Annotated in this window: 19 protein-coding genes and 1 pseudogene; 12 read left to right on the forward strand and 8 right to left on the reverse strand. The window is 46.3% G+C overall.

The window, feature by feature from the left end; all coding sequences use genetic code 11:
• Window positions 1–112: 112 nt before the first annotated feature.
• Window positions 113–1,081, reverse strand: a complete 969-nt coding sequence (cysK, locus tag SHEWPOL2_RS05160) for a cysteine synthase A (RefSeq protein WP_011622282.1) — start codon at window positions 1,079–1,081, stop codon at window positions 113–115.
• 246 nt (window positions 1,082–1,327) lie between these two features.
• Between cysK and SHEWPOL2_RS05165 the strand changes: the two genes are divergently transcribed.
• The 3 genes from SHEWPOL2_RS05165 (at window position 1,328) to SHEWPOL2_RS05175 (ending at window position 4,359) form a co-directional block, all read left to right on the forward strand.
• Window positions 1,328–2,620, forward strand: coding sequence for an RDD family protein (locus tag SHEWPOL2_RS05165; protein ID WP_037426744.1), 1,293 nt, complete (start codon window positions 1,328–1,330; stop codon window positions 2,618–2,620).
• Window positions 2,617–3,738, forward strand: a complete 1,122-nt coding sequence (locus SHEWPOL2_RS05170; RefSeq protein ID WP_037426746.1) for a beta-ketoacyl-ACP synthase III — start codon at window positions 2,617–2,619, stop codon at window positions 3,736–3,738. Before SHEWPOL2_RS05165 ends, SHEWPOL2_RS05170 begins: the two co-directional genes overlap by 4 nt.
• Window positions 3,739–3,909: 171 nt before the next feature.
• Window positions 3,910–4,359: a hypothetical protein gene (locus tag SHEWPOL2_RS05175; RefSeq protein ID WP_037426748.1), complete on the forward strand. Its 450-nt coding sequence runs from the start codon at window positions 3,910–3,912 to the stop codon at window positions 4,357–4,359.
• 59 nt (window positions 4,360–4,418) lie between these two features.
• Here the strand turns inward: SHEWPOL2_RS05175 and SHEWPOL2_RS05180 are convergent, their stop codons facing one another.
• Both SHEWPOL2_RS05180 and cysZ read right to left on the reverse strand, forming a co-directional pair.
• Window positions 4,419–6,779 carry a carbohydrate binding family 9 domain-containing protein gene (locus SHEWPOL2_RS05180; protein ID WP_050991309.1) on the reverse strand — a complete coding sequence of 787 codons (2,361 nt, stop codon included), beginning with the start codon at window positions 6,777–6,779 and terminating at the stop codon, window positions 4,419–4,421.
• A gap of 186 nt (window positions 6,780–6,965) precedes the next feature.
• Complete coding sequence (gene cysZ, locus SHEWPOL2_RS05185; RefSeq protein WP_037426752.1) at window positions 6,966–7,745, reverse strand: sulfate transporter CysZ; 780 nt, start codon at window positions 7,743–7,745, stop codon at window positions 6,966–6,968.
• A 240-nt stretch (window positions 7,746–7,985) separates the two neighbouring features.
• Between cysZ and smc the strand changes: the two are divergent.
• From smc to SHEWPOL2_RS05225, 8 genes and pseudogenes are all read left to right on the forward strand, one after another.
• A pseudogene (gene smc / locus SHEWPOL2_RS05190) lies at window positions 7,986–11,415 on the forward strand (chromosome segregation protein SMC).
• A gap of 26 nt (window positions 11,416–11,441) precedes the next feature.
• Window positions 11,442–12,482: a cell division protein ZipA gene (gene zipA, locus SHEWPOL2_RS05195; RefSeq protein ID WP_037426754.1), complete on the forward strand. Its 1,041-nt coding sequence runs from the start codon at window positions 11,442–11,444 to the stop codon at window positions 12,480–12,482.
• 98 nt (window positions 12,483–12,580) lie between these two features.
• A complete protein-coding gene (gene ligA / locus SHEWPOL2_RS05200; protein ID WP_037426809.1) occupies window positions 12,581–14,650 on the forward strand; it encodes an NAD-dependent DNA ligase LigA in 2,070 nt (689 codons plus the stop codon).
• A gap of 161 nt (window positions 14,651–14,811) precedes the next feature.
• Window positions 14,812–15,450 (forward strand): pyridoxamine 5'-phosphate oxidase, encoded by a 639-nt coding sequence (pdxH, locus tag SHEWPOL2_RS05205; protein ID WP_037419840.1) that lies wholly within the window; start codon window positions 14,812–14,814, stop codon window positions 15,448–15,450.
• Between the two features lie 18 nt (window positions 15,451–15,468).
• Window positions 15,469–15,924: a YaiI/YqxD family protein gene (locus SHEWPOL2_RS05210; RefSeq protein WP_037419843.1), complete on the forward strand. Its 456-nt coding sequence runs from the start codon at window positions 15,469–15,471 to the stop codon at window positions 15,922–15,924.
• Between the two features lie 145 nt (window positions 15,925–16,069).
• The gene (locus SHEWPOL2_RS05215) at window positions 16,070–16,645 is read left to right on the forward strand and encodes a YceI family protein (RefSeq protein WP_037419949.1); all 576 of its coding nucleotides are present in this window, start codon (window positions 16,070–16,072) and stop codon (window positions 16,643–16,645) included.
• Between the two features lie 169 nt (window positions 16,646–16,814).
• Window positions 16,815–17,171: a DUF3802 family protein gene (locus SHEWPOL2_RS05220; RefSeq protein ID WP_037419846.1), complete on the forward strand. Its 357-nt coding sequence runs from the start codon at window positions 16,815–16,817 to the stop codon at window positions 17,169–17,171.
• Window positions 17,172–17,533: 362 nt separating this feature from the next.
• Entirely contained in the window at window positions 17,534–17,914 is a 381-nt protein-coding gene (locus SHEWPOL2_RS05225; protein WP_037426761.1) for an STAS/SEC14 domain-containing protein, read from the forward strand.
• Between the two features lie 67 nt (window positions 17,915–17,981).
• On the opposite strand, the gene SHEWPOL2_RS05230 is transcribed toward SHEWPOL2_RS05225, so the two are convergent.
• From SHEWPOL2_RS05230 to nhaB, 3 genes are all read right to left on the reverse strand, one after another.
• Window positions 17,982–20,600, reverse strand: a complete 2,619-nt coding sequence (locus tag SHEWPOL2_RS05230) for a cache domain-containing protein (protein ID WP_037426764.1) — start codon at window positions 20,598–20,600, stop codon at window positions 17,982–17,984.
• Window positions 20,601–20,756: 156 nt separating this feature from the next.
• Complete coding sequence (dsbB, locus tag SHEWPOL2_RS05235; protein ID WP_037426767.1) at window positions 20,757–21,284, reverse strand: disulfide bond formation protein DsbB; 528 nt, start codon at window positions 21,282–21,284, stop codon at window positions 20,757–20,759.
• Window positions 21,285–21,379: 95 nt separating this feature from the next.
• On the reverse strand, window positions 21,380–22,981 hold the full coding sequence (gene nhaB, locus SHEWPOL2_RS05240) for a sodium/proton antiporter NhaB (RefSeq protein WP_037426770.1): 1,602 nt from the start codon (window positions 22,979–22,981) through the stop codon (window positions 21,380–21,382).
• A gap of 302 nt (window positions 22,982–23,283) precedes the next feature.
• On the opposite strand from nhaB, the gene fadR reads away from it, so the two are divergent.
• Window positions 23,284–24,009, forward strand: a complete 726-nt coding sequence (gene fadR / locus SHEWPOL2_RS05245; protein ID WP_037419862.1) for a fatty acid metabolism transcriptional regulator FadR — start codon at window positions 23,284–23,286, stop codon at window positions 24,007–24,009.
• 109 nt (window positions 24,010–24,118) lie between these two features.
• Here the strand turns inward: fadR and SHEWPOL2_RS05250 are convergent, their stop codons facing one another.
• Both SHEWPOL2_RS05250 and SHEWPOL2_RS05255 read right to left on the reverse strand, forming a co-directional pair.
• Entirely contained in the window at window positions 24,119–25,645 is a 1,527-nt protein-coding gene (locus SHEWPOL2_RS05250) for a SpoVR family protein (RefSeq protein ID WP_037426773.1), read from the reverse strand.
• 9 nt (window positions 25,646–25,654) lie between these two features.
• Window positions 25,655–26,923, reverse strand: coding sequence for a YeaH/YhbH family protein (locus SHEWPOL2_RS05255; protein ID WP_037419869.1), 1,269 nt, complete (start codon window positions 26,921–26,923; stop codon window positions 25,655–25,657).
• Window positions 26,924–26,934 lie beyond the last annotated feature (11 nt).

Consider the following 26,934-nt stretch of genomic DNA (forward strand, 5'->3'; position numbering starts at 1 on the left):
GGCTCTTGATAGAAACAATATTCGTTCGAAAGAGATATGCATGGCAAGAATTAACTGACAGACATAAAAATACCCAGACGGAGCTGGGTATCTTTATCAACAAGCGATGAGATTACTGAATATTTTCTTCGTCGCCAAATTGGCCTTGGAACAATACTGATGATAAGTAACGCTCGGCAGCCGAAGGCAGGATAACCACAATGTTTTTATCCGCAAACTCTGGCAGGGCAGCGATACGGTTAGCAGCAACCACTGCTGCGCCTGAAGAAATACCGACTAAAATGCCTTCTTCTTGCATCAAGCGACGGGCCATGTCGATAGCTTCATCGTTAGTGACGGTTTCAACGCGATCGATTAACTCAAGATCTAAGTTACCTGGAATAAAACCAGCGCCAATACCTTGAATTTTGTGTGGACCAGGTTGTACGGGTAATCCCGCTAAGGTTTGGGTGATAACTGGTGAATCTGCGGGTTCTACCGCGACAGAAGTAATGGCTTTGCCTGCAACTTTCTTCAGGTAACGGCTCACGCCAGTGATAGTTCCACCAGTACCAACACCCGCAACAAACACATCCACAGCACCATCGGTATCGTTCCAAATCTCTGGACCTGTGGTTTTTTCATGGATTTCTGGGTTAGCAGGGTTATTAAACTGCTGCAGCATAATGTATTTTTCAGGCGCTGATTGACGGATTTCTTCCGCTTTATCAATCGCACCTTTCATGCCTTTTGCGCCTTCAGTCAGCACAAGATTTGCGCCTAAAGCTTTAAGCAGCTTACGACGCTCTAGGCTCATAGTGTTTGGCATCGTTAACGTCAGCTTGTAACCACGGGCGGCGGCTACATAAGCTAAGGCAATCCCGGTGTTACCTGAGGTAGGCTCAATCAGTTCATGATCTTTGGTGAGCAGGCCTTTTTTCTCGGCATCCCAAATCATATTGGCACCGATACGGCATTTGACACTGAAACTTGGATTACGTGCTTCGACTTTTGCGAGCACTTTACCTTGGCTTACGCGGTTTAAACGCACTAACGGGGTGTTGCCAATAGTATATGAATTGTCTTCGAAAATTTTGCTCATGGATTGCTTGCTCCTATGTTTGCACTATTGAATCATAATCGCCTGTGGCGTATTTAGAAGTGATTGTTTGTTCTTCTTTATTCTATTTAGTTATTAAAGATGTCACTGTTATTCGCAAAGCCCGATTGGTCGTGGGTTTAACTGTGTTAACCTCTTGCTAACATCAATAAAAATTGCAATAGAACGAGAACAGTCATTTGATGTTTTGGTGATAAAAGCGCTTATCGGAATCGGATTTCAACCATTATGAAGCAACAACAAACAGATGTGGGTAAAGATCCTAGAACTATGGTCACCCCTAAGGCATTTACTATTGCCGAATCGGTACTTTATACCCCGTTAGCAACACCATTTAAGCGGGCGCTAGCGATATTAATCGATGGTTTATTTATCACTATTTTAGCCGAGCAAATGGATTGGCTGTTTGTTCTGCTGGTGGTGGGGATTATTTATATCGAAAAACGTAGCCGCCAGTTTGGCCGCTTTCTCAAATGGGGCCTTTATGCCGCCATGCTAGGGTTAATGCTCTTTAGCTCGGCGGGGAATTTGTGGGATTTGCATCAATCCAATCAATCCACCCGCGACAAGGTCTCCGCGCCCCAGGATAGTAAGACTGTTGTTAAGGCGATTCCTGGCCTTGTCTCCCTCGGACTCTGTGAAAATACGGATTGTGCCCGTGAACAAATCCGTTCTTTGCAACAGACGCTCGAAACTCAGACACTGGAAAATGTACCCATTGAGGGCATGTCGGCAGCTGAGCGCCGCGATATGGTATTAGACACTTTAGCGAGCATGGATTTATCCGAGGCTGATAAAACGCAGTTACGTGATGAAATCATGGCGGGCATTCTCTGGCCCGAGGTGAAAGTGTTTGAAGTCACTCTCGATTCAGCCACGGATTCAACAACACCCTCACAATCACCAAAGCCAAGTCATTTGCTTGATGACAAGCTTGAACGTAGGGCGAACCCAGTGTCTGAACCACAAGCCGATGGATTAGCTAACGCGCATACCGATAAACAAGCCGCAGATGAAGATCTTAATTCCGTGCGTCAAGCGGAAAGTAACAACACCAAAAACGTCGATGAGGAAGAAAGTGATACCCGCAGTGTGCTGGCGTGGATTAAAGGCTTTATGAGCGATATGGGCTTAGGGTTTGGTTGGGCAGCATTTTACTTTACCGTGTTTACCGCCAAATTTGATGGTCAGACCTTAGGTAAAAAACTATTAGGTATTCGCGTTATTCAACTTGATGGCGCTAAAATCAGCCTTTGGACCGCTTTTGGCCGTTATGGTGGCTATGCGGCGGGCTTTACGACAGGCTTACTTGGCTTTATCCAGATTTTTTGGGATGCCAATCGGCAGGGGATCCAAGATAAAATATCTTCCACAGTCGTGATAGACTTAGCGCAAATGCATAAAAAGCAACAATTAGAGCAGCAACAGGCGCAGGCTGAACACGCATTAGCCGCCGTGCCAACACAGAATAATGCGACGTCTGCTCACCTTACAACAAGCACCCGTTCGGAGCACCTATGAAACAGGTCGTTATTTCTGGCAGCGGTTTATTTACGCCGCCACACAGTATTTCAAATGAAGCTTTGGTGGAAAGCTTCAACGCCTATGTCGATATGTTTAACCTTGAAAATGCAGGATTAATTGAGCAGGGCCATGTCGCGCCGCTGTCTTATTCTTCCAGTGAGTTTATCGAGAAAGCCTCGGGCATCAAGCACAGATATGTGATGATTAAAGACGGTATTCTCGATCCTGAAATCATGATGCCGCTGATCCCTGAGCGCAGCAGTGACGAGTTATCTATGCAGGCCGAAATTGGGGTTGAGGCGGCATTGATGGCACTGAAACAAGCGGACGTGAAGGCCGAGCAAATCGATTTAGTGATTGTTGCCTGTGCTTATACGCAGCGCGCTTACCCGGCGATGGCGATTGAAATCCAGCGGGCACTCGGTACCCGTGGCTATGGTTACGATATGCAGGTTGCCTGTTCTTCGGCCACCTTTGCCATTGTGGCCGCTGCCAATGCGATTGCGACTGGCTCGGCGTCGCGCGTGTTAGTGATTAATCCCGAAATTTGTTCGGCGCAGGTTAACTACCGTGACCGTGACAGTCACTTTATCTTCGGGGATGTCGCAACCGCTATGGTGCTCGAAGAGCAAAGCCTAGTGGCCGCGAGTAAAGGCTTTAACATTGTTTCAAGCCGTTGTTTTACCGACTACTCGAACAATATTCGCAGTAATTTTGGCTTTCTTAATCGCTGCGATCCAAGCTCGGCGCATCAGGCGGATAAGCTATTCCACCAACAGGGGCGCAAAGTCTTTAAAGAACTGTTGCCGATGATTTATCAGCATTTAGATGAGCATCTGGCCGAGCAATCCCTCACGCCGCAGTCCTTTAAGCGTTTGTGGTTGCATCAAGCCAACATCAATATGAACCTGTTTGTGGTGAAAAAACTACTAGGTGATGAGGTGACGCCCGATCAGGCGCCCGTGGTGCTCGACGAGTATGCCAATACCGCCTCCGCCGGCTCTGTGATTGCTTTCCATAAATATTCCGCTGACTTTAACGCGGGCGATTTAGGGCTTTTAAGCTCCTTTGGCGCGGGTTACTCCATCGGTAGCGTTATTTTGCAAAAACGCTAAATCGACAAAAGCCCCATTGCCAGCAATGGGGCTTTTGCTTTTATATCAGCACATTGGGTTAAACGGCTTGATGCCGTACCTTAACCGAAAATGCTTTTAATCAGACAAGGCAGTTAACAGCCTTAAAAACAGTTTTTTAAAGCCTCAGTTGCAGTACGAGAACCTGTCACCATGACGCTTCTTTACCCTGATTCGGATATTCCGTTCCATCCCAATCCTGGCTGGTTTCTTGGCGCCTTTAATTGTTATGACCGCGAGGAAACGCTCGGGGAAACACTCAATCGTTACGATCCTTTAGATCCCGCGCAGCTGCAAGCGCTGTACGATGCTTATGTATTTGATGAGTTTGGTGAGCAGTTGGGATTTACCTCTGCCCACAGGGTCGCGATGGCGACGAATCTAATCGCTGCGCTGAGTGAGGCAAAGCATGATTTTGTCGCCTATTTAGCGATTGATGAGAGCGAGGAGGAATGGTGTTTTCCTTCAACGTGGGCATTCCCGCGGCCACGCTATCCCTTTGAACAGGCGTATCTTGCGCTGCTGCGGCATTGGGGAGTGGAGCTCACCGCAATGGGGATTGCGCTTCCCAGCCCAAGCTTATTGGGGATCCATGAGTCTTAGCTAGAATTCTGATTTAAGCCCACAAGCCTTGTTGTGGGCTTTATGCTAAACCTTTCTGCCTAGAGCAACCAGGCGTAGCTTAGCTTCATAAAATAGGTCTTCTCGTCCCGAGTGAGCCGCGTGAGTTCATCATCCGAGGTTAAACTGTCGGAATAGCCCAAATAGAACACGCTCTGGGGATTAAGTTTGTAGCCGTAGAGGATTTCATTGCCTAAGTGCGCCGCTTCGCTATCGGGCGACGAATACAAATACTGCGTAAGATTACGCTCGATTTGGGTGTAAATGCTCGATAGGCGAATAAAGCTGTGCAGACTCAGTTGCCAGTGCAGGCGCACATCCGAAAGGTTTGCGGTAAAGAGTTTATCCTGCTCGACCTCCATATGTTGATAAAGATGAGAAATCTCCACCGATAAACCGTTGGTGATTTTCCAGTTCAATATTGGATTGATTAAGGTCTTTGTGCCTAATCTATCATTGAGAAAATCAATCTCATCGCCGTAATGGATCTCCAGCTCAAGGCTGAGGGCTGAAATCGGCGTAATGGCTCCGTAAAGCCAGCCTTGAGTTTCCTCATATTGATTGCTGTTACCTATTACGGCGAGTTGCGCTGTATTATGGCGTGGTCCGACCCGCTCACGGGTTTCTACCCCAAAGGACAATTCACTTTGTAGTGCGCCATACATTTCCCAAAAGATCTCAAATTCTTGCTCGAGCTGTTCTCCCGCTTGATTGTGGGTGATATCCCAGTCACCGCCAAATTTTATCTTGTTAAACACCACTTGCGGATACCAAATTAAGCCACCGCCAGCCATAAAGGTGCGATAGTCAATTTTCTCTACAAAGCCCAAATCGGCACGAAAATTAGGGGAAACATCGTGATATTCGCTGTAGGCAAACCAATCGCGGGCATTGTGTTCATAGGTCAGTTGATACAAGGCGCCACTAAAATCCTCATCTGATTGGGTACGTAATACTTGTTCATTCACTTGGCATTGGCCAAATTCACAGTTTAAGGGCGTTTGACCGCAGAGTAGCCCTTCTGTCAGTTCTCCCTCCACATTGCCACAAAATTGTTGGTATAGGGCTGTGGGGTAACGTGTCTGGGAATGGGCGACCTGAGCAGTAAGTATATCTTGCTCAGTAGGCTGGTATTTGGCATCTAAACTTATGACATAATTGTGGTAATCATTATTATCATCGGTTTGTGCAGCAAATTCAGTCAGTTGATTGTCGGCACTGCTCTTAGCCGTGATAAGACCCCCAAAGGAAAAGGTTTTATCCATATCGAAGCGGTAACGCGCAGCCAGATTGAGGCTTTCCTCTGCTAATGAGGCGACCTCTGAACTTAAATTACCCGGCATTAAAAAGGTGGCTTGGCTGTCATTGGCGGCCAGCAGTGCCCAAGTGTGTTGCTCGGTTTGGCTGGTGAGTTTGAGGCCATAATCCGGCGATACGATATTGCGGGTATGTAGCAGATTCACTTGGGTATCGAAGTAGTCTTTATTATCGAGGAAGAAGGGGCGTTTTTCGTCGTAAAACAATGCGAATGTACTGTTAATATCGAGCTGACCCGCATCGGATTCGACTTGAGAGAAATCGGGGTTAATGGTTGCATTCAACAAGGTGCGGGCATTCATTCCCCAGCGTAAATCAAACCCCGGTTTATAGTCCGTATCTGTTTGCCAACCATGTGCAGTTTTATGTTCATTGCGAGTTGCTACAAAAGCGGGAGTAATTTGCAGATCTTGCCCTTGCTTGGCTGAAACTAAACCCGTGGCGACGCCGAGCTGACAGAGCTGGCAACTGATGTTGCGGTCAATTTTATGGGTGGAGAGACGATGGTTTTCATTACGTGGATAGTAGCGAATAAGCTCAAATCCCCAGTCTTGAATGGGCTTTTTATCGTCAAAGTTGAATAGCCGTAATGGCAGTTCGACTTCCACCTGATAGCCATCTGCGGTGATTTTACCGGCGGTTTTCCAAATGCCATCCCACGCTTCGCTCTCTTCGCCCGTGAGTTCATTCTCTATCGAGTCTAGTTGCACGCCCAGCGGGTTGATAAAAAACTGATAGGCCAAGCGTGCGTTATTGAGGGTATCGAGTTTGATCCCCACCAGATCATCACCCCAGAGATTATCCCTGTCCTTGAGAGTGGCACGAATGCGTTGAGGCTGACTGTCTTTGGCGATAAAGGCCACAAATAGGCTGGTTTGGGTGGCGTAGATTCTGGCCTCGGTATAAACCGGAGCGGCAGTGTTTTCTCCGGGCTGAGTCTCATAGCGTAACTCGGCCAGCGCCGCCTGCTGCCACACTGCCTCATCAAATTCACCATCAATCTCGGCGGTATCCGTTAAGGTTGGAATCGTTAACTGAAATTGGCTAACTGAGCCGGCCTGACTCGGTAAGCTCAGAAACATCATGCTCGATAGCAGAAAGGGGAGAAACGTCTTCAACAACTGGGCCCAAAATAATCCGTAAATTACGCGCAGTGTGCCAGAAGTTTTGAGTTAACAAGAATGAGTAATTGTTACAAGGATTGTATTTAAATTGGATTGAGTTAGAGCCAAAGCGCACTGGATGGCATGCATCCAGTGCGATAAGGAGGATTATTCAGGTGCGACCACAGGATTACGGTAGGCTTCACGGTACTTATCGACCCACATGGCGGTGGCGCCACAAATAGCCACAGGCATCACAATAAAGTTCACCACAGGGATCATCGAAAACAGTGTCACTGTTGCGCCAAAGCTGAAACTGGTGCCGCGGGTTTGATTCAGTGCAAAGCGCATATCCTTGAAGCTCACCTTGTGGTTATCGAAGGGATAGTCGCAGTATTGAATCGCCATCATCCAAGCGCTGAATAAAAACCACAGAATAGGCGCCAAGGTTTGCCCGACCATTGGCACTAAAAATAGCAGTAAAAATACCAATGCACGGGGCAGATAGTATTTCAGCTTGATCCATTCACGGCCAAGAATGCGCGGTAAGTCTTTGACTAAGTCCATGCCTGAACCGGTATGCATGGGTTTGCCGGTTAATAGTTGTTCAACCTTTTCGGCCAGTAAGCCATTAAAAGGCGCGGCTAGCCAGTTCATCACTGAGCTAAACACAAAGGCTAGCATCACCAACATAGTGACAACCGCCAGTGGCCAGAGCAGAAAGTTAAGCCAGCTTAAATACTCAGGCAGTTGGGCATTCATCCAAGTAAAGAGCAGATCGAGCTGACCGACAGCCACATAAATTACGGCGGCAAAAAGTAACAGGTTAATCATTAAAGGAATAAATACAAAAGTACGAAGACCTTTACGTGTGATCAAACCAAAGCCATCGAGAAAATAATTCACACCACTTTTAGCCTGTGAGGGCGAGGGAAATTTCTGTGTCATATCGTCATTCCAAAAAGTTGAGATACAGCGCGGGAGACAGATAACTGCGATTGTGATCAACTCGTCGCGAGATGACAAGCTAAAAGCCGCATGAATTCAATAAAAAGCGTTACAAAATGCAGCTTGCTTTGCTAAAGTTGGCCTCAGAATTCTATGACACGACTCGGGCTAATATTGGCCTGCACCGATATCTGCCATCGCCCTGATGGCTTTTTAAACTGAGACGCGCTAACTGGCACTATGAGATTAAAACAAATAAAACTTGCCGGCTTTAAGTCGTTTGTCGATCCCACCAAAATTCCGTTTTTACAGGCATTAAGCGCCATTATTGGCCCTAATGGCTGCGGTAAATCGAACGTGATTGACGCCGTGCGTTGGGTGCTAGGTGAAAGCTCGGCCAAACATTTGCGCGGCGACTCCATGAGTGACGTAATTTTTAACGGCTCCAGCGCCCGTAAACCAGTATCTGTGGCGGGCGTTGAACTGGTGTTTGAAAATAAAGAAGGCCGCCTTGCGGGCCAATATGCCAGTTATGAAGAAATCTCGGTCAAGCGTCAGGTGAGCCGTGACGGTGAATCTTGGTATTTTCTCAACGGCCAAAAATGTCGCCGCAAAGACATCACCGATCTATTTATGGGCACCGGGCTTGGGCCGCGCAGTTACGCCATTATCGAGCAGGGCACTATTTCACGTTTAATCGAATCTAAACCACAAGACTTACGTACTTTTATCGAAGAGGCGGCGGGGATTTCTCGCTATAAAGAACGGCGGCGTGAAACGGAAAATCGTATTCGTCACACCCGTGAAAACTTAGAGCGTTTAGGGGATATTCGCAGTGAGTTAGCCAAACAACTGGAAAAGCTCAGTCAGCAGGCAAAAGCCGCAACACAATATCGCGAGCTAAAGCAGGCTGAGCGTAAAACCCATGCTGAATTGCTGGTGATGCGCTACCAAGAGCTGCAAAGCCAGATGGCGAGTTTATCGGAGCAGATTAGCTCGCTTGAGCTGCAACAAGCGGCAGCGCAATCCTTAGCGCAAACGAGTGAGTTAGAAAGCACTGAGCTGCAAGTTACGCTTTCACAGTTAGCCGAGCAAGAGCAGCAGGCGGTCGAAGCCTATTATCTAACGGGTACTGAAATCGCAAAGCTTGAGCAACAGTTGCAGAGCCAAAAGCAGCGCGACGCCCAGCTACATACTCAGCTCGAGCAATTGAGCGAGCAAATCACCCAAAACCAAGCCAAATTAGCCGCTTATCAAGCTAGTTTTCAAGCGCTTGAGCTAGAGCTTAGCCAACTTGCGCCGCAACATGAGTTGCAGCAAGAAATGCTCGATGAGCTGCAAGCCCAGTGGGAGATGAGTGTTTCGCGCAGTGAGGCGCAAAGTGAAAGCGCCAGAGTGCTGGCGGCGACAACCGCTCAGCATAAGCTGCAATTAGAATTACACCGCAGCAAACTGACGCATCAGCAGCAATTAAATGCCCATAAAACCCAGTTACACCAAGAACAACAGCAAGAGTTAGCCTCACTCAATGAGCATGCCCTTGAAGATAACAGCGCATCACTCAATGACGAGATTACCCAGTTAGAGCAAGCATTAGCTGAACAAGTTGAAATTAATCAAGAGTTTGAATCCACTCTGGCTACCGATACTCACGCGTTAGATGTTGCGCGAGGTGAGTTTGAGCAGTTATCGCAGCGTTTAACTTCGATGCGGGCGCGCTTCGAACTGGTTGAACAATGGCTGGCAAAACAAGAAGAGTTAAGTGATAAGCCGCAGCTGTGGCAAAGCATTCAAGTGGAAAACGGCTGGGAAGCCGCGGCAGAGCTGGCGCTGCAGGGATTAATGACGCTGCCCGTGGGCGTTGACGCCAATGAGATAGGGTTTTATGCCGATGCTGCCTTGGCGGCGGATGCGCATCTCGATGGTTCTCCCATCTTAGGGACAAAATTGAACCTTGCCCCTTGGCTTAAGGGACTTAAATGGGCCGATAATCTGGCCAGCGCACAAGCACAAGTGGCGAGCTTGGCGGCCGATGAGCGAATTGTGACCGCTGATGGTTATATGCTTGGCAAAGGTTTTTTGATTGCCAAACAAGACAATAGCCAATCGTTAGTGCAACTGAGTAAAGAACAAACTCAATTAAGCGAAGCGATTAATGAGTGTGAGCAGGCGCGGGTAATACAGCAGTCAAAGCTCGATGCGTTGGCGCAGCAATTAACCCAAGTGCGTGACAGCTTAAGCCAAGGTATCAAACGCTTACACCAATTACAGCTCGATAAAGCCACCAAATCTACCCAGCTTAATAACGCAGAGGCCCAGGCCAAGCAGCGCGAAGTTAAACGGGGACAACTAGCAGAAACCGTTGCGCGAACGCGCAATGAGTTAGCCGAGCTGGCTGAGCAGTTAATGCTGCTTTCGGAACAAGAGGATGAATTGGCGGAGGCGCTAGCGTTAAGCCTTGAGAAACAGCAACAACAAAGCCTTGAAGCCCAAGGGGATTTAGCCCGTCACCAAGCGCTAAAGGCACAAATTAGCGATGCCGAGCGCCGCTTAGCGAGCCTCAATGCCAGTCTGCAATCGGTCACCACTCGGATGGCGGTGAGTACAGAACAAATTGAATTACAGCGGGTCCGTGTCAGTGAATTAGTCCACTCACAGGAAACACTGTCAGCCCAGCTTGCCAGTGTTGTCGCACAGCAGGGTGATCAGCAAACGGCAAAGCTGAGTGAACAACTGGCGCAGCTACTCAATCAGCAACAGAGTCAGCAACAGGCACTTAAAACGCTCAGGGCACAACAAAGTTCGCTCACTGAAACGCTAAACAGTATAGGATTAAAGCAAAAACAAGAGCTTGGTAAGCTTGAGGGCTTGACTCAAAGCCTCAGCACGTTAAAGTTACGTCGTGAGGGATTAAAAGGGCAGGCTGACAGCCAGTTGGCAGCCCTGGCGGAACAGCAAATTGTGCTTGCTCAGGTGATTGATTCGCTGCCTAGCGATGGTCAGCCAGATAAGTGGCAGCGTGATTTGGATCAGATCCGGCAAAAAATTATCCGTTTAGGTGCGATAAACCTCGCGGCGATCGAAGAATTTGAGCAACAAAGTGAGCGAAAATCCTATTTGGATCATCAAGATGAAGATCTTAATAAAGGGCTTGCAACACTAGAAGAAGCCATTCGTAAAATCGATAAGGAGACCCGCACCCGCTTTAAAGCCACATTTGATGCGGTCAACGAGGATTTAGGGCGATTGTTCCCCAAGGTGTTTGGTGGCGGGCGTGCCTACCTTGCGCTAACGGAAGACGATTTATTAGAAACTGGGCGTGACCATCATGGCCCAGCCGCCAGGTAAGAAGAACAGCACAATCCATCTTCTTTCCGGTGGTGAAAAAGCCCTAACGGCTTTATCATTGGTATTCGCGATTTTCAGGTTGAATCCAGCTCCCTTCTGTATGTTAGACGAAGTGGATGCGCCCTTAGACGATGCCAACGTAGAACGTTTCTGCCGATTATTGAAGGAGATGTCGCAGAGCGTACAGTTTATCTATATCAGCCATAACAAAATTACGATGGAGATGGCTGATCAACTTATCGGTGTGACTATGCATGAGCCGGGTGTATCCCGTATAGTCGCAGTAGATTTAGAGCAAGCGGTGGCGATGGCCGACGCGTGATAACTAGAAGAAAGACAGGGTAACCAATGGAAGATTTGCAACTAGTTTTGTTCGTTTTAGGCGCCATAGCCATAGTTGCTGTGCTGGTGCATGGATTTTGGTCTATCAGAAGACAACAGCCTAAGTCATTGAAAGATAGTCCGATGGGCAATTTCTACAAAAAGCAGGCAGAGCGTGGCGAGGCTGCCCCCAAGCGTATCGATGCCGATGGTTTCGACGCCGATGGTATTGGCGCCGTCAGAGTTCGTAAAGCGAATGAAGCTCATACCCCAGAGGCACCTGCGTTTAACCCTTATTTAAAGCAAGAAGCCAAAGCACAACCGCAACCAGTGGAACCCGTTCAAGTTGAACCTAAACCACTGTTTAAGCAAGAACCAAGCATGGCGCAGCCCGACTTTAATTTGCAATCACCGAGTGTGAAAGAGCAACACCGCGGTCCTAAAGCATCGCGCCAAGAGCCAGTATTGCAAAGCCATACAGCGCATTTAAATCAAGCTCACGTTGGCCAATCCCATGCGGCGATAGTGGCGCAAAAGGCGGCTGAAGAGCAACGTTCCCAAGTGCAAATGCCTACCCAAACCGCGTTGTTTGATGATGAAGAGGCGTATGAAGAAGAGCAACCTAAAGCCGTTGAACAGGCCGATGATGATTTAGGTGAACCACGTGATGTACTCGTACTGCACGTGGTGGCGAAAGAAGGCCAGCAACTTAATGGTGCCGAATTATTACCTTGCTTTTTAACCCTTAATTTTAAATATGGCGATATGAATATTTTCCATCGTCATGTGGATAATGCCGGTAATGGTAAGGTGTTGTTCTCCATTGCTAATATGGTAAAACCTGGTGTTTTTGACCCAGACAATATGGAGCAATTCAGCACCCAAGGCGTGGTATTCTTTATGACTTTACCTTGCTACGGTGATGCGCTAATGAATTTCTCTATCATGCTTAACTCGGCGCGCCAATTGGCGGATGATATCGACGCGGTTGTGCTCGATGGTCAGCGTCAACCTTGGGGCGAGTTTACTAAGCAAGATTATTTACACCGCATTCGCGCAAACGCTTAATGCACCGCCGCGAGACCGCGGTGATGGACAGATGGGGCCGCTAAATGCGGCCTCATTTTTTGCAACTTTTTGATGCTTAAGAATTCTGGATAATGAATATGCAAGACATTCAACTCGATAAACGCCTATCTGAACTGCTTTCACAAGCTGTTACGTCGGAAAATGCGCAGCCATTGATGCAGGCGCTCTGCCAATCTCTGAATGAACACAATATTCGTTACTATGTCGACGATGCGCCAAGCATTACTGACTCAGAATACGACAGATTAATGCAGCGGCTGAAACAGCTTGAGGCCGAGTATCCTCAGTTTGTTGCTGCCGATTCGCCTACCCAAAGAGTGGGCGGCATGGCGCTGGCAAAGTTTGAACAAATTACTCACCTTAAACCCATGTTAAGTCTTGATAATGCCTTCGATGAGGCGGACTTTAGTGCATTTCATAAGCGTGTCAGCGACAGAGTGGGGCAAGTGAGTTTTTGCTGTGAGCCGAAACTCGATGGTTTGGCGGTGAGCATTTTATATCGCAATGGGGTGCTTGAGCGCGCCGCGACCCGGGGCGATGGCACTGTGGGCGAAGATATTACCGAAAACGTTAAAACCATTAAGTCGATTCCGCTCAAACTGCGTGGTGACAACTATCCCGAATTGGTCGAAGTGCGCGGCGAAGCCTTTATGCCCAAGGCGGCATTTGAGGCGCTAAATGAGCGTGCACGCTTAAAGGATGAAAAACTGTTCGTAAATCCGCGTAATGCGGCGGCGGGCAGCTTACGTCAGCTCGACAGTAAAATTACCGCGTCACGGGCGCTGTCTTTTTATGCCTACGCCTTAGGTGTGGTGGAGCCGACTTCCCACGAGTTAGCTAAGACGCATTACGAGCAATTGCAGCAACTTAAATCTTGGGGGCTACCAGTCAGTAGCGAGATTAAAGTCTGCGACGAACTCAGCCAAGTGTTTGCCTACTATCAAGATATATTGACTCGCCGCAGCGATTTACCCTTTGAAATCGATGGTGTGGTAATGAAGGTGAACGATATCGCCCAGCAGCAAACCTTAGGGTTTGTGGCCAAATCTCCCCGCTGGGCAATTGCCTATAAATTCCCCGCGCAAGAAGAAATGACGCTGCTCGAAGGCGTAGATTTTCAAGTGGGCCGCACCGGCGCGGTGACTCCGGTCGCACGCCTAAAACCTGTGTTTGTCGGCGGCGTGACGGTTTCGAACGCGACTTTGCACAATGCCGATGAAATCGAGCGTTTAGGTGTGATGGTGGGCGATACCGTGATTATCCGCCGCGCCGGCGATGTGATCCCGCAAATTGTGGCCATAGTACCAGAGCGTCGCCCTGAAGATGCTAAGGCGATTACCTTCCCGCAACATTGCCCCGTTTGCGGCAGTTTGGTTGAGCGATTAGAAGGTGAGGCCGTTGCCCGTTGTAGCGGTGGCTTATTCTGTGAGGCGCAGCGTAAAGAGGCGATCAAACATTTTGCCTCCCGTAAGGCATTAGATATCGACGGCATGGGCGATAAAATCGTCGAGCAGTTGATTGATAAGGAGTTGGTTCAAAGCCCGGCGGACTTATTTAAACTCACCGCCTCTATGATGACCATGCTCGACCGAATGGGAATGAAGTCGGCCACCAATCTTGCGCTGGCGATTGAAGCGGCTAAAACCACGACTTTGCCTCGTTTCCTCTATGCCTTAGGCATTCGAGAGGTGGGGGAGGCCACGGCGGCGAACCTTGCGACACACTTTGGTAGCCTAGAGGCACTGCGCGTAGCTACCATTGAGCAACTCATTCAAGTTGAAGATATTGGTGAAGTGGTTGCCCAGCACGTGGCGCATTTCTTTGCTCAGCCCCATAACCTAGAAGTGATCGATGCTTTGATTGCGGCTGGTGTCAACTGGCCTGCGATTGCAGCGCCAAGTGCCGATGAGCAACCATTGAAGGGGCAGACTTGGGTGTTAACGGGCACCTTAAATCAGCTTAACCGTAACGATGCTAAGGCACAGTTACAGGCTTTAGGCGCCAAAGTGGCGGGCAGTGTGTCGAAAAATACCGATTGCTTAGTGGCGGGTGAAGCGGCGGGCTCCAAGCTTGCCAAAGCGCAGGAGCTAGGCGTGAAGGTGATTGGCGAAGACGAATTGCTCGCGCTGCTCGCTGCCAATACCTAATGCGAGTTTGATTTGATGAGTAAAACGCCTTGCTTAGCAAGGCGTTTTTGTTGAGGGTTCATCTTGGTTGGGCGCGGTTTTCTGGCGGAGCCATGATAAACTTGATCTATCCGCAGATTGCACAGATAGCAATCATTGTGCGCTTATAAAAAGGAAAACCGATGACAGATCTCAGTGATATTCGCCGTGAATACACCAAAGGTGGCTTAAGACGCGCCGATTTACCCCAAAACCCGATGCAATTATTTGAATTGTGGATGACACAAGCCAGAGATGCGCAGCTGAGTGATCCTACCGCGATGTGTGTTGCCACAGTGGATGAACATGGCCAACCTTTTCAACGAATTGTACTGTTAAAGCGTTTTGATGAAACAGGTTTTGTGTTCTTCACTAACTTGGGCAGTCGCAAGGCTCAGCAGATTGCGGCCAATAATAAAGTGAGTCTACATTTTCCTTGGCATCCGATTGAACGCCAAGTGTCGATTCTCGGTGAGGCGCAGCCGCTTTCTACCGCCGAAGTGCTGAAATACTTTATGACCCGCCCCAAGGATAGCCAGATTGCCGCTTGGGTGTCGCAGCAGTCGAGTAAGCTGAGCGCACGACAAGTACTCGAAGGTAAGTTCTTTGAAATGAAAGCCAAATTTGCCAAGGGCGATGTACCATTACCGAGCTTTTGGGGCGGCTATCTAGTCAAGCCCTCGAGTATTGAGTTTTGGCAGGGAGGGGAACATCGCCTACACGATCGTTTCCTCTACACTCGCCAAGCGGATGAATGGGTCATTGACCGTTTAGCACCTTAATAGGCGAGGAGCGTAAGCGTGGGACAGTATAAGATTTGGGTGGATGCCGATGCTTGCCCAAACCCAATTAAAGAGATTTTATTTCGCGCAGCTGAGCGAAAGGCGCTGCCGCTAGTGCTGGTGGCGAACCAAATGCTACGGGTGCCACCGTCACCGTATATCAGTCAAGTGCGTGTTGGCTCAGGCTTTGATGTGGCGGATCAATACATTGTCGACCATGTTGAGGCCACACATTTAGTCATCACTGCCGATATCCCGTTGGCGGCGCAAGTGATCGAAAAGGGCGCGCTGGCGCTCAACCCCCGCGGTGAACTCTACACCACTGACAATATTCGCCAAAAGCTTACGATGCGTGATTTTATGGAAGATTTACGTTCATCGGGTGTACATACAGGTGGACCTGATACTTTGTCTGCGGCCGATAAGCAGGCTTTTGCCAATAGTTTAGACAAATGGCTTGTGCGGGTAAAATGATAGTTCACTGGTCGCTAATCAATAAAAAGAGTATCTTTAGTGAAGCTTAGGTGATCTTTGTCACGGTTTGCTAAGTGCTGAGCAGCTTTGTACTTCATAACAAGGAGCTGCTGGATCTTACAACTCACAATTGAGGATGGATACGATGAATAAATGGATAGGAATCGCGGCATTATCGACGTTGATCAGCTTCAGCTCCGTTGCCCAATGGCAAGTGATTGAGCAGGATTCTAGGGTCAGTTTCGTGTCGGTAAAAAAGGGGGATATTGCTGAGGTTCATCATTTTAAGCAGCTAAAAGGTACTCTGAAGGATACTGGCCAATTTGAGCTAACAATTCCGCTGATAAGCGTAGCAACGGGTATTGATGTGCGTGATGAGCGTATGCAGCACTTATTGTTTGAAGTGTCATTGTATCCTGAACTTAACTTGAGTGCCCAAGTCGATAGTCAAATGCTCAAAGCGCTTGCCGTGGATGAGTCAAAGGTTGTTGACATCGAGGGCAAAATTGCCCTGCATGGAAAACAGCAAACAAAAACTTTTTCGGTAATTTTGACCAAAGTATCTGATAATAAACTGATGGTTAGTAGTTTTCAGCCGATAATTATCAATGCCAATGAATTTGGCTTGGTTGCAGGGGTTGATAAGTTGCGTGATATTGCAGGTTTATCTAGTATTAGCCAAGCCGTTCCGGTGTCGTTTGTACTAACCTTAACTCAGTAACAACAATAAGATTGGTTTAGATCAATACGTCAGCTGTTGTTTAAGATAAGGTTATGAGGTGGCTGACGTATAATGCTCATACTGACCACTTAATGGGTGGATGTTGAGGCTTTTTAGATGTTAACAGTGTCCTTAATGGCGCTCGATTTAGTTGTTTTAAGGGTTAAAAATGGTCACAGATAAAGACGGTTACATGCATTTAATCCAGTATTTGACTGAGCACCTTGGCTTGTTCGAAACGCCTGATACCCAAAATGTGTCCGACGATACTGTGATGGAATTGTTTGAGGAACAATTATCCGCGCAGATTATTATGGTCTGTGGTCAAAATCCGTCACTCTCCTTTAGTGAGCGTAATACCATTATCCGTGAGGTCGATGCCATTGTGTATGATCTCGAGGAAATTCTCGCCTCTGTAGCCAATCATAGGGCAACACCTGAGCAAACGCTGTTTATCACTGAATTTTCAGGACTCATCAAAAATTTATTTGATCAAGAGATCGCAAAATTTCAATCCCATGCTTAATGTTTGAGGCTAGTCATCGGGTTACTCTTACTCCCATTGCTTATCGTTAGCTCTTGGGAATTGAAGTCGTGTTTTAATCCCGTTCCTTGCCTTCAGCAATTGCATATTGGTTTTTCCATCATGGCTTGTCTCTTCACGCTGGATTGATTGCCGTTGTTAGTAACAACCCTTTGTGCTCATTTTTCTGTTTTCTGTCGATATTCGCACAAAAGCCTATGTGGTTAGGGGAGATAAGCTATCACTCTGCTTATTTTGCTTTCCGAGCCGTAGAAAAATCACCAGTTGTTTAAGCATCTTTGCTTACAGGGTATATCTTTACTCTATAACGATATTTTTGGGTGATATACGAAGGGAGATGCATAATGTTAACCATATGTCCTAGCTATGCCGATGATTTATTAACCATTGCTGTTTCCGGTCAGGTAACGCATCAGGATATTGAAACCATTTTGTTTCCGGCCATTGAAGCTAAGTTATTGGATCATGCTTGTATTCGTTTATGGTATGAATTTAGTGCTGATTTTATGGGTGTTACAGTTGGAGCACTTTGGGACGATGCTTTACTCAGTGTGTTCCATTTCAGTGATTTCGCGCGGGTAGTGATGATTGCGGATACGCAAATGCTTGGGACTATGGTCAATACGTTAGCTTTTATGTTGCCTTGTCCGGTTAAAGTCTTTGGCGAAAATGAGCGTGTACTGGCTAAGGAATGGCTAGACGACGACAAAGTGATTGCACTGTAACAGAGAGTAACTGCTCGGATTGTTGATGCTTAATTTGTAAAGCATAGAGCCGGGCGGCAAAGAGCTGTTACACCGTAGCCAACGGCCAATAGCACTCGATTTGAGTGCCTAGATTGAGTTCGCTGTTTACGATTAGCTCGCCATTTAACTCATATTTTATCCACAAATTGAGGCAGGATAGCGTTCCTGTGCATTGTCTTTGAAGTATGTCATGCCTGAGTTGCTCAAGATGAGCTGTCGAGATCCCCACACCATTATCCTGTAGCAGTATATGTAATTCATTACCTCGTTTATCGAGTTGCAACAGTATTTCGCGATGTTGATGATGCTCTTTAAATGCGTGTTGTAGAGTGTTATTAAGCAATCGATAGAAAAACTGCAAATATTGCCAAGCATTACCATCGATAATTAATAGTTCATCGCAGTTAAGATTTACTTTCACCTGTGCTTTGAGTAATTGTGGCTGTAATAGGCTGAGCAAATGTTGGAGAAACTGCGCTAAATGGAGCGGTCGTATTTCACTATGTTGATCAGTAAATAGCTGCGATATTTGTCTTAATCTTACGGCCTGTTGACTCATGAGATGCACCGCTTTAGCAGACTGGTCGACATATTCACCTTGACGAATCTGACATACTTGAGCGAGGAGGCGATCCTGCTCTTGCATCATTTGATTAATCACTTCGGCGAGGAAGTGCTGCATGAGTTTTAGACTTTGCTGTTTATTGAGGTTGAGTTGGATTTGCTGTGTAATTTCATGATTGAGCTCACCTATCTGCTCCCTCATTAAGGCGAGTTCTTGCTGGGCTAACTGAGTTTGATGTTGCTGTTCCTTTATTTGTTGCTGTTGTTGTTCTAGCAGTTTTTCTTGTGCTTTCTCTTGGCGCTTTTTGAGATCCACATTAAAGCCAATTGCACCAACGCCAATAGAATTATCTTCATCATCTCGGATATCAAACTTAGTCATCTGGTAAATAATTTCACCACGGGGAGTTGGTATTGGCTCTTCAAAATGCAGAGCATCGTGGCGATGGTTTACCCGTTGATCGTTCTGTTGGTAGAGTTGAGCGAGAGGAGCTGGGAAGAGTTCAAAATCCATGGCACCGATAATTTTTCGCCGTTCGATACCGAGTACTTCACAATATTTATGATTGACCAAGGTGTATCTGCCATTTAAGTCTTTGATATAAATGATGGTAGATGCAAAGTCTAATAAAGATCTTAATTGTTCCTTATGTCGATTCAATTCCTGTTGAACATGTTGTTGACTAAGTAACTGTTGTTCCAGTGCGAGATTGCTGGCATCTAAACTCGCCATAGCGATTTCAAGCTGTTGAGTACGCGATAAAAAAGTCTTTGCGAGTAATCCGACTTCGTCATGGCGCTCTTTGGCTTTGAGTTCGATGGAGGCAGAGTCATTGCGTTTAAGCGCTCTGACCATTTCCATTATAGGAGCCATGATTAGCCTATGTTGCAGTATGAACAAGGATATAAGGCCTAGCATTTGGATTGCGACTAAAGAAAGCCCCACCTTTTCAATCAGTTTTTTAGCGGTGTCTTGTAACGGTGCGACTGGTGTGACGACTAAAATTTTCCAATAAGTATGGGGCATAAGAAAAACAGAAACGAGTGAAGGCGCCTTTAGGACAGGATCCATTGTCAATGCGATTGAAGCGATACGTCGGGGGGTTGTGAAATGGTTTTTCGCGTTGTCATTCACAATTGCAGAGAGCATTTCTCGCTCATTATCGCTGCTTAATCGAGTGAGATTATCCATTTGCTCTTGAGTAAAAACGCGCTCAGCAATTGCTTGGTCGATAAAACTGCGATCTGCCAACTGAAGCGCTGATGCTATAGGAGTAAAAGCGTGCTCTACTTTAGCTAACGCATCAAAGCTCATTAAATGGTGTGTCGTATCAGACTGAGATTGGCGTGTATTATCACGATTAGGAAAAGCCAGTATTTGATTTTGATGGTCAATAGCCACGACATAGCCACTGACATCCAACATGGCATTGCGTAACAGCTGATTGAGTTTTTCTAGACTAATATCCGTGGTAGCTGCACCGATAAATTGGTGATCTACCCACATGGCGCTTGATGCGGTAACCATAGGTTCATGGGTTGTGGGATCGATATAGGATTTAGACCAAAAGACTTTACCTGCGGGGAAAAAACGGGTTGGTCGATACCATTCTTCAGTATGATAACTTGGGAAGTTATCACTGTTGTAGCTGTCTATCGCAACCAACTCACCGCGAATATTGTGCGCCCAAAACAAGCTGTCACGGAACTTTTGCCGATTAAATGCGCCTGGCTCAGGCCAAATACCGCCACCAGAGATGATGTCTTTTTGACTTTCTATCGAAAGTAAAACGGGAATACTTTTACTGAGCTGTTCAGGTTCATGGCGGTAGAGCATGGCGATTTGACTAATCGCATTCACTTGATTTTCGACTTGTGAGGTCATCTCCTGCAGTTTAGCAATAATTATTTGACCGTGATTCTGATTAAGCAACGTCTGTTGCTCACTGATTTGTTGGGTCTGGATATTAAGGATGACCCAAGCAGTACTGAAAATCAGTATGCTGGCGATGATGAGTTGGAGCAAGCTGAGCTTAAACGGCAGGCTTTTTTGCCATTGGGTTAACGAGGCTTGTGGCGCAAAGATAGGCCGTTTATCCATGTTATACGGGGTCCAAATGCCGCGATCATTGAGCCAGTTTAGCTTTTTTTGATCTAATTGCCATTGGCTTAAATCAAAGTTAAGTCATAACACTAACTAAAGTTATAAATGGAGAGGCATAAAAATAAGGCAGACCTTAAGTCTGCCTATTGAAACTTATTTATAGAGTGACGGTTTATTTGAGCCGCTGAGAATTGGCACAATAAACAGTAATAACATCACTAGATAACCACTAAAGGCAACGACCATCCATTCGGCCATTGTCACTCCCATAAATTGCCATGGCACATCGGTACACATACCCGTCGGCATCATGATGGCAGGAAACCATTCATGCAGTGGCATCCAGGCTGGAAATTCGGGTAAAAACGAGCAGGTAGAAAACGGTGAGGGATTGTTTTGCATATCCACTAAGGCTAATGCTAGCTTTAGGCCCCATGTTGCGCTTATTGCCCAACCCAGTGCTCCCAAAATTCGAACGATACGGTACTTTGGCACCGTCATTCCCACAAGTCCTGCAGCCAAAATACCGAATACAGCGAGTCTTTGGTAGATACACATCACACAGGGATCTAATTTCATCACGTATTGAAAATATAAAGCGGCCGCTTCAAGGACAATCGCAGAGCCTGTCAGAATAAACCAAGATGCACGGGAATGGGCAAAGCGAGTGAATGCTGTCAAAAGTGAACTCCGTATCAACAAAAAACGCCCTTGAAGATAGGGCGTTTGTTTGACTGTACTGAACTCATAAAGTTCAGTCAACTCTGATATTTATGTTAGTGAGCTGCCGCAGGCGCTAAGGCTTCCTTAACACTGTGGTGCAAAATTGCATGGGAATCATAGAAATACTGCGTCATTTGCTCTAAGAAACCCATTTCAATCGCCATTACACCCACAACCGATAGGACGATCGTGTAAGGCAATGCCATCCATACCATTCTGCCGTAGGACAAGCGGATGAGTGGTGCAAGTGCTGATGTCAGTAAGAACAGGAATGCAGCTTGACCATTGGGTGTTGCAACTGAAGGCAAGTTAGTTCCAGTGTTAATCGCCACAGCCAACAGGTCAAATTGATCGCGGGTAATTTGACCATTAATCAAAGCCGCTTTGACTTCGTTAATGTAGACCGTCCCCACAAACACGTTATCACTGACCATAGAGAGTAAACCGTTAGCAATATAGAAAATCACTAATTGGGTATTGCCTTCGTGGTTCAGCGCCCATTGGATCACGGGAGCAAATAGTTGTTGATCAATAATCACTGCGACCACGGCAAAGAATACCGCTAACAGCGCCGTAAAGGGGAGAGCTTCTTCGAAGGCTTTTCCTAGGGCATGTTCATCGGTAATACCGTTAAACGCAGTGGCTAAAATAATCACGGATAAACCAATCAAGCCGACAGAGGCTAAATGTAACGCAAGACCTGCAATCAACCAAACCCCAATAATGGCTTGAACAATAAGCTTCATTTTATCTTTATTGGTACGACGTGCATCTTCATAGGCTGCATAGTCACAGAGGATTTTATGAACAGCATCAGGTAATTGCGCACCGTATCCAAAGATACGGAATTTTTCGACTAAGTAGCAGGTTAAGATACCAGCAATCAGGACCGGCACGGTAACTGGTGACATACGAATTGCAAACTCACCGAACTGCCAGTTAGCTTGGGCGGCAATAATTAAGTTTTGAGGTTCGCCAACCATAGTACACACGCCACCTAATGCGGTACCAACGCCTGCGTGCATCAATAGGTTACGTAAGAAGCCACGGAAGGACTCCAGCTCAGCTTCGTTGAGTTGGGCATCACCTTCCTCGTTTTTATCTTCTGAGGTATGGTCATGATCGGCAGAGAAATCTTTACCCGAGGCAACTTTGTGGTAAATAGAGTAAAAGCCCACTGCAACGGTAATAATTACTGCAATAACGGTTAAAGCATCTAAAAAGGCGGATAGGAATGCTGAAGCTAAACAAAACATTAAAGACACTAAGATTTTAGATCGGACTTTGGTGATCATCTTAGTAAACACGAATAGCAGCAGTTGCTTCATGAAGTAAATGCCAGCCACCATGAACACTAGCAATAATAACACTTCAAGGTTAGCTTCAATTTCGTGTAGCACTTGACTGGCTGAAGTCATGCCAATTGCAACCGCTTCGATGGCTAACAAACCGCCGGGTTGTAATGGATAGCATTTTAACGCCATTGCTAGGGTGAAAATAAATTCAAGCACTAATACCCAACCAGCCACAAAGGGACTGACATAGAAAAAGAGTATTGGATTGATTATTAAAAACGACAGTATTGCGATCTTGTACCACTTAGGTGAGTTACCTAAGAAGTTTCCAATAAACGCCTGACTCATTGTCATCGGCATGGCATCCTCTCTTCTAATTATGTTTTAAATTTCACAAGTTATTGTTAGTGACATATGTTTTAGGATTCAGTCTAGCCTAAAGAGAATGCTAATGTAACGAGTTACTCAAACCCAGATTTCAAAAAGCGGAGCTAATCGGCAAAATTGGTACAATTGCTATTGATTTGTGTCGATTTATTAAACATTTTTGTGACAATTGTACGCTGATGAAGCGGGGAGTTTCAGTCAATGGTTTCCATTTTTTACCGCTCTGGTATGATCAGTGACCATTATTAAAGCACAACAACTGGATAAGTGGGCTGATGATTATCAATGCCAAAGGACCTGCAAGTTTTGCAGAGAAGTATATTGTAAGATCGATTTGGGAAAATAAGTTTCCTCCAGGGTCCATTTTACCGGCTGAACGTGAGCTTTCTGAATTGATCGGCGTGACCCGGACGACGTTGCGTGAGGTGTTACAGCGTTTAGCGCGTGATGGTTGGTTGAAAATTCAACATGGCAAGCCGACTCGTGTCAATAATTTTTGGGAAACTTCGGGTCTGAATATTCTTGAGACGATTGCAGATCTCAACCCTGAGGGCTTCCCTGTACTAGTGGACCAATTACTCTCTGCTCGTACCAATGTGAGTGCAATTTATTTCCGTGGCGCACTGCGCAACAGCCCTGATACTGCGATGGAAGTATTGGCTAAAATCCATCAGTTAGAGGATACCGCTGAATCCTTTGCTGAGTATGATTATCTGTTACATCATACCTTAGCTTTCTCATCGGGTAATCCACTATATGTATTGATATTGAACGGCTTTAAAGGGCTGTACAGTCGAGTTGGGCGTTACTATTTTAGTAGTCCAGAGGCTCGTCAGTTGGCACTTAATTTTTATAAAGAGTTAGAACTGTTAGCGAAAGCGAAAAACTATCTTGATGTGCCTGCATTAATGCGTACCTATGGGATCAATAGTGGCAAAATGTGGCTGCAATTGCGTGATGATATGCCGTCTTCAATTGCTCAACAGGATTCGCATTCGTAGCTGACACTGAGCATTCACTATCTGGGTGCTTGTTAACATCAGGCCAAATAAAATATGAAAGCCGTTTTCGCTAAAACGGCTTTTTTGTATGTTGTCTTACCACGGATTATCAGTCCGCTTTGGGCTGCTCAGGGCATGTAGCTAATAATGTAATACTATTATCAGCGTTGGCTTGTTCAAGGCTAACACTAAAACCCCAAAGACGGTGCAGATGCTTGAGCACTTCTTTGTAGCTATTAGCAAGCGGGATATCTTTGTTGGGAACATACCTTAGCGTAAGGGATCTGTCGCCGTTTATTTCAACATTATGCACTTGAATATTGGGTTCAATATTAGACAAATTGTACTGCTGCGATAATAAATTACGAATATCTTGATAGCCCTGTTCATCGTGGATGGCGGATACGGATAAATAGTTACGTTTTTCATCATCATGGATGCCAAACAGCTTGAATTGACGGATCACTCTTGGTGACAGGTATTGGCTGATAAAACTCTCATCCTTAAAGTTCTGCATCGCAAAGTGTAGGGTTTCGAGCCAATTACTCCCCGCAATATCCGGAAACCAGGCTTTGTCTTCATCAGTCGGAGCCTCACAGATGCGCCTAATATCGGTAAACATCGCAAACCCTAGGGCATAGGGATTGATACCGCTGTAGTATCGGCTGTTATATTCAGGCTGCGCTACGACGCCCGTATGGCTTTGCAAAAACTCCATCATAAAACGGTCAGTGACGACACCATCATCGTATAAATGATTCAAAATGGTGTAGTGCCAAAAGGTTGCCCACCCCTCATTCATGACTTGTGTTTGTTTTTGCGGATAAAAATACTGTGCCATTTTGCGTACGATCCGAATAATTTCCCGTTGCCAAGGCTCCAGTAGCGGTGCATTTTTTTCGATAAAGTACAGAATATTCTCCTGCGGTTCTGCAGGGAATCGACGTTTTGTGGTTGAAGGTTGCTGTTGTTGATAGGTAGGAATAGTTCGCCACAGATCGTTTACTTGACTTTGCAGATAGGCTTCGCGGTCTTTTTGCCTCGCTTGTTCTTCCCTAAAAGAGATTTCAGCAGGACGTTTATATCTATCAACGCCATAGTTCATTAAGGCGTGGCAGGAGTCAATCACGCTTTCAACTTGCTCGACACCGTATTTTTGCTCGCAATCGCTGATATAGTTTTTAGCGAACACCAAATAGTCGATAATCGAACTCGCATCGGTCCAGGTTTTAAATAGGTAATTGTTTTTAAAAAAACTATTATGTCCAAAACAAGCGTGCGCCATTACTAATGCTTGCATTGTGATGGTGTTTTCTTCCATGAGATAGGCGATGCAAGGGTTGGAGTTGATCACGATTTCATAGGCGAGCCCCATTTGCCCACGTTTGTAGCCTTGTTCGGTCTCGATAAAGCGTTTGCCGAAAGACCAATGGGTATAGCCTATGGGCATCCCAATACCGGCATAGGCATCCATCATCTGCTCTGCGGTGATGATTTCGATTTGATTCGGATAGGCGTTTAATTTGTAAATTGCTGCCACCCGTTCAATTTCCTTTAAATAACTTTGTAGCAGCTCAAAGCTCCAGTCTGGACCATCGCTTAAGGCTGTACGTGTTTTTGCTTCTTTAATCCCCATAGAGCCCCCTTAAACCGCCTGTTTTTTAAATAATTCTCTAAAGACAGGGTAGATATCTTCGGCTTGACGAATATGTTGTACCGCTATGTTGTCGTAGTGTTGTTTTAGGGATTCGTATTCACGCCACAGGGTTTGATGGGCACGATTGGTGATTTCGATGTAGCTGTAATAGCGCACCAGTGGCAATATTTTTTGTTCTAACCATTGCCTACAGGTTGGTGAATCGTCGGCCCAATTGTCACCGTCGGATGCTTGCGCGGCGTAAATATTCCACTCATTGGCAGGGTAACGCGCCTGTTGAATTTCGTGCATTAATTTCAAGGCGCTCGACACTATGGTGCCGCCAGTTTCCTGGGAATAGAAGAACTCATGTTCGTCTACTTCCTTCGCTTGGGTATGGTGACGGATATAGACCACCTCGAGGTTTTTGTAGGTACGAGTGAGGAACAAGTACAGCAAGATATAGAAACGTTTCGCCATATCTTTTGTCGCTTGATCCATCGAGCCTGACACGTCCATTAAGCAGAACATGACCGCTTGGCTTGAGGGCACCTCGCGCCTTGCAAAGTTGTTGAAGCGTAAGTCAAAGGTATCGATAAACGGTACTTTAGCAATCTTCTGCTTTAACTCCTCAATTTGTGCTTTTAAATCCAAAATCAGCTCAGCTTTTGTTCCAGGTATATTTTCAAGCTCTGCCAGTTCCTGTTCCAACTCTTTGAGCAATTTCTTTTTACTCGCCGACATGGCGATACGGCGCGCCAAGGATGAACGCAGTGAGCGCACAATATTGATATTGGCAGGCACCCCATCATTGGTGAATCCCGCACGGTAGATTTGATACTCAACGAGCTTGTTGAGACGGTTTTTTTGTAGATTCGGTAGCTCTAAATCTTCAAATAACAACTCAAGGTATTCATCCTTTGAGATTTCAAATGCAAAGTCATCATTACCTTCACCTGAATCGGAGGCATCACCTTTACCCGCTCCGCCGCCAGCACCTCCCGGTGGTCTGTCAATTTTATCGCCACGGGTGAATTGGTCATTCCCTGGGTGAACTCTGTCTCTTACGCCTCCTTTACCTTGATGGAACATAGGTTCACTGATATCCCGTGTGGGAATACTGATTTTTTCACCTTTATCTACATCCGTTACACTGCGACGCGTGACTGCATCGCTGACGGCTTTTTTGATTTGTTGCTTATATCGGTTGATAAAGCGTTGGCGGTTGACTGTGCTTTTTCCTTTCGCATTCAACCGTCTATCGATAAAGTTCGCCATACGCACCTCCC

Source organism: Shewanella sp. POL2, assembly GCF_000282755.1.
Taxonomy (GTDB): Bacteria; Pseudomonadota; Gammaproteobacteria; order Enterobacterales; family Shewanellaceae; genus Shewanella; species Shewanella xiamenensis.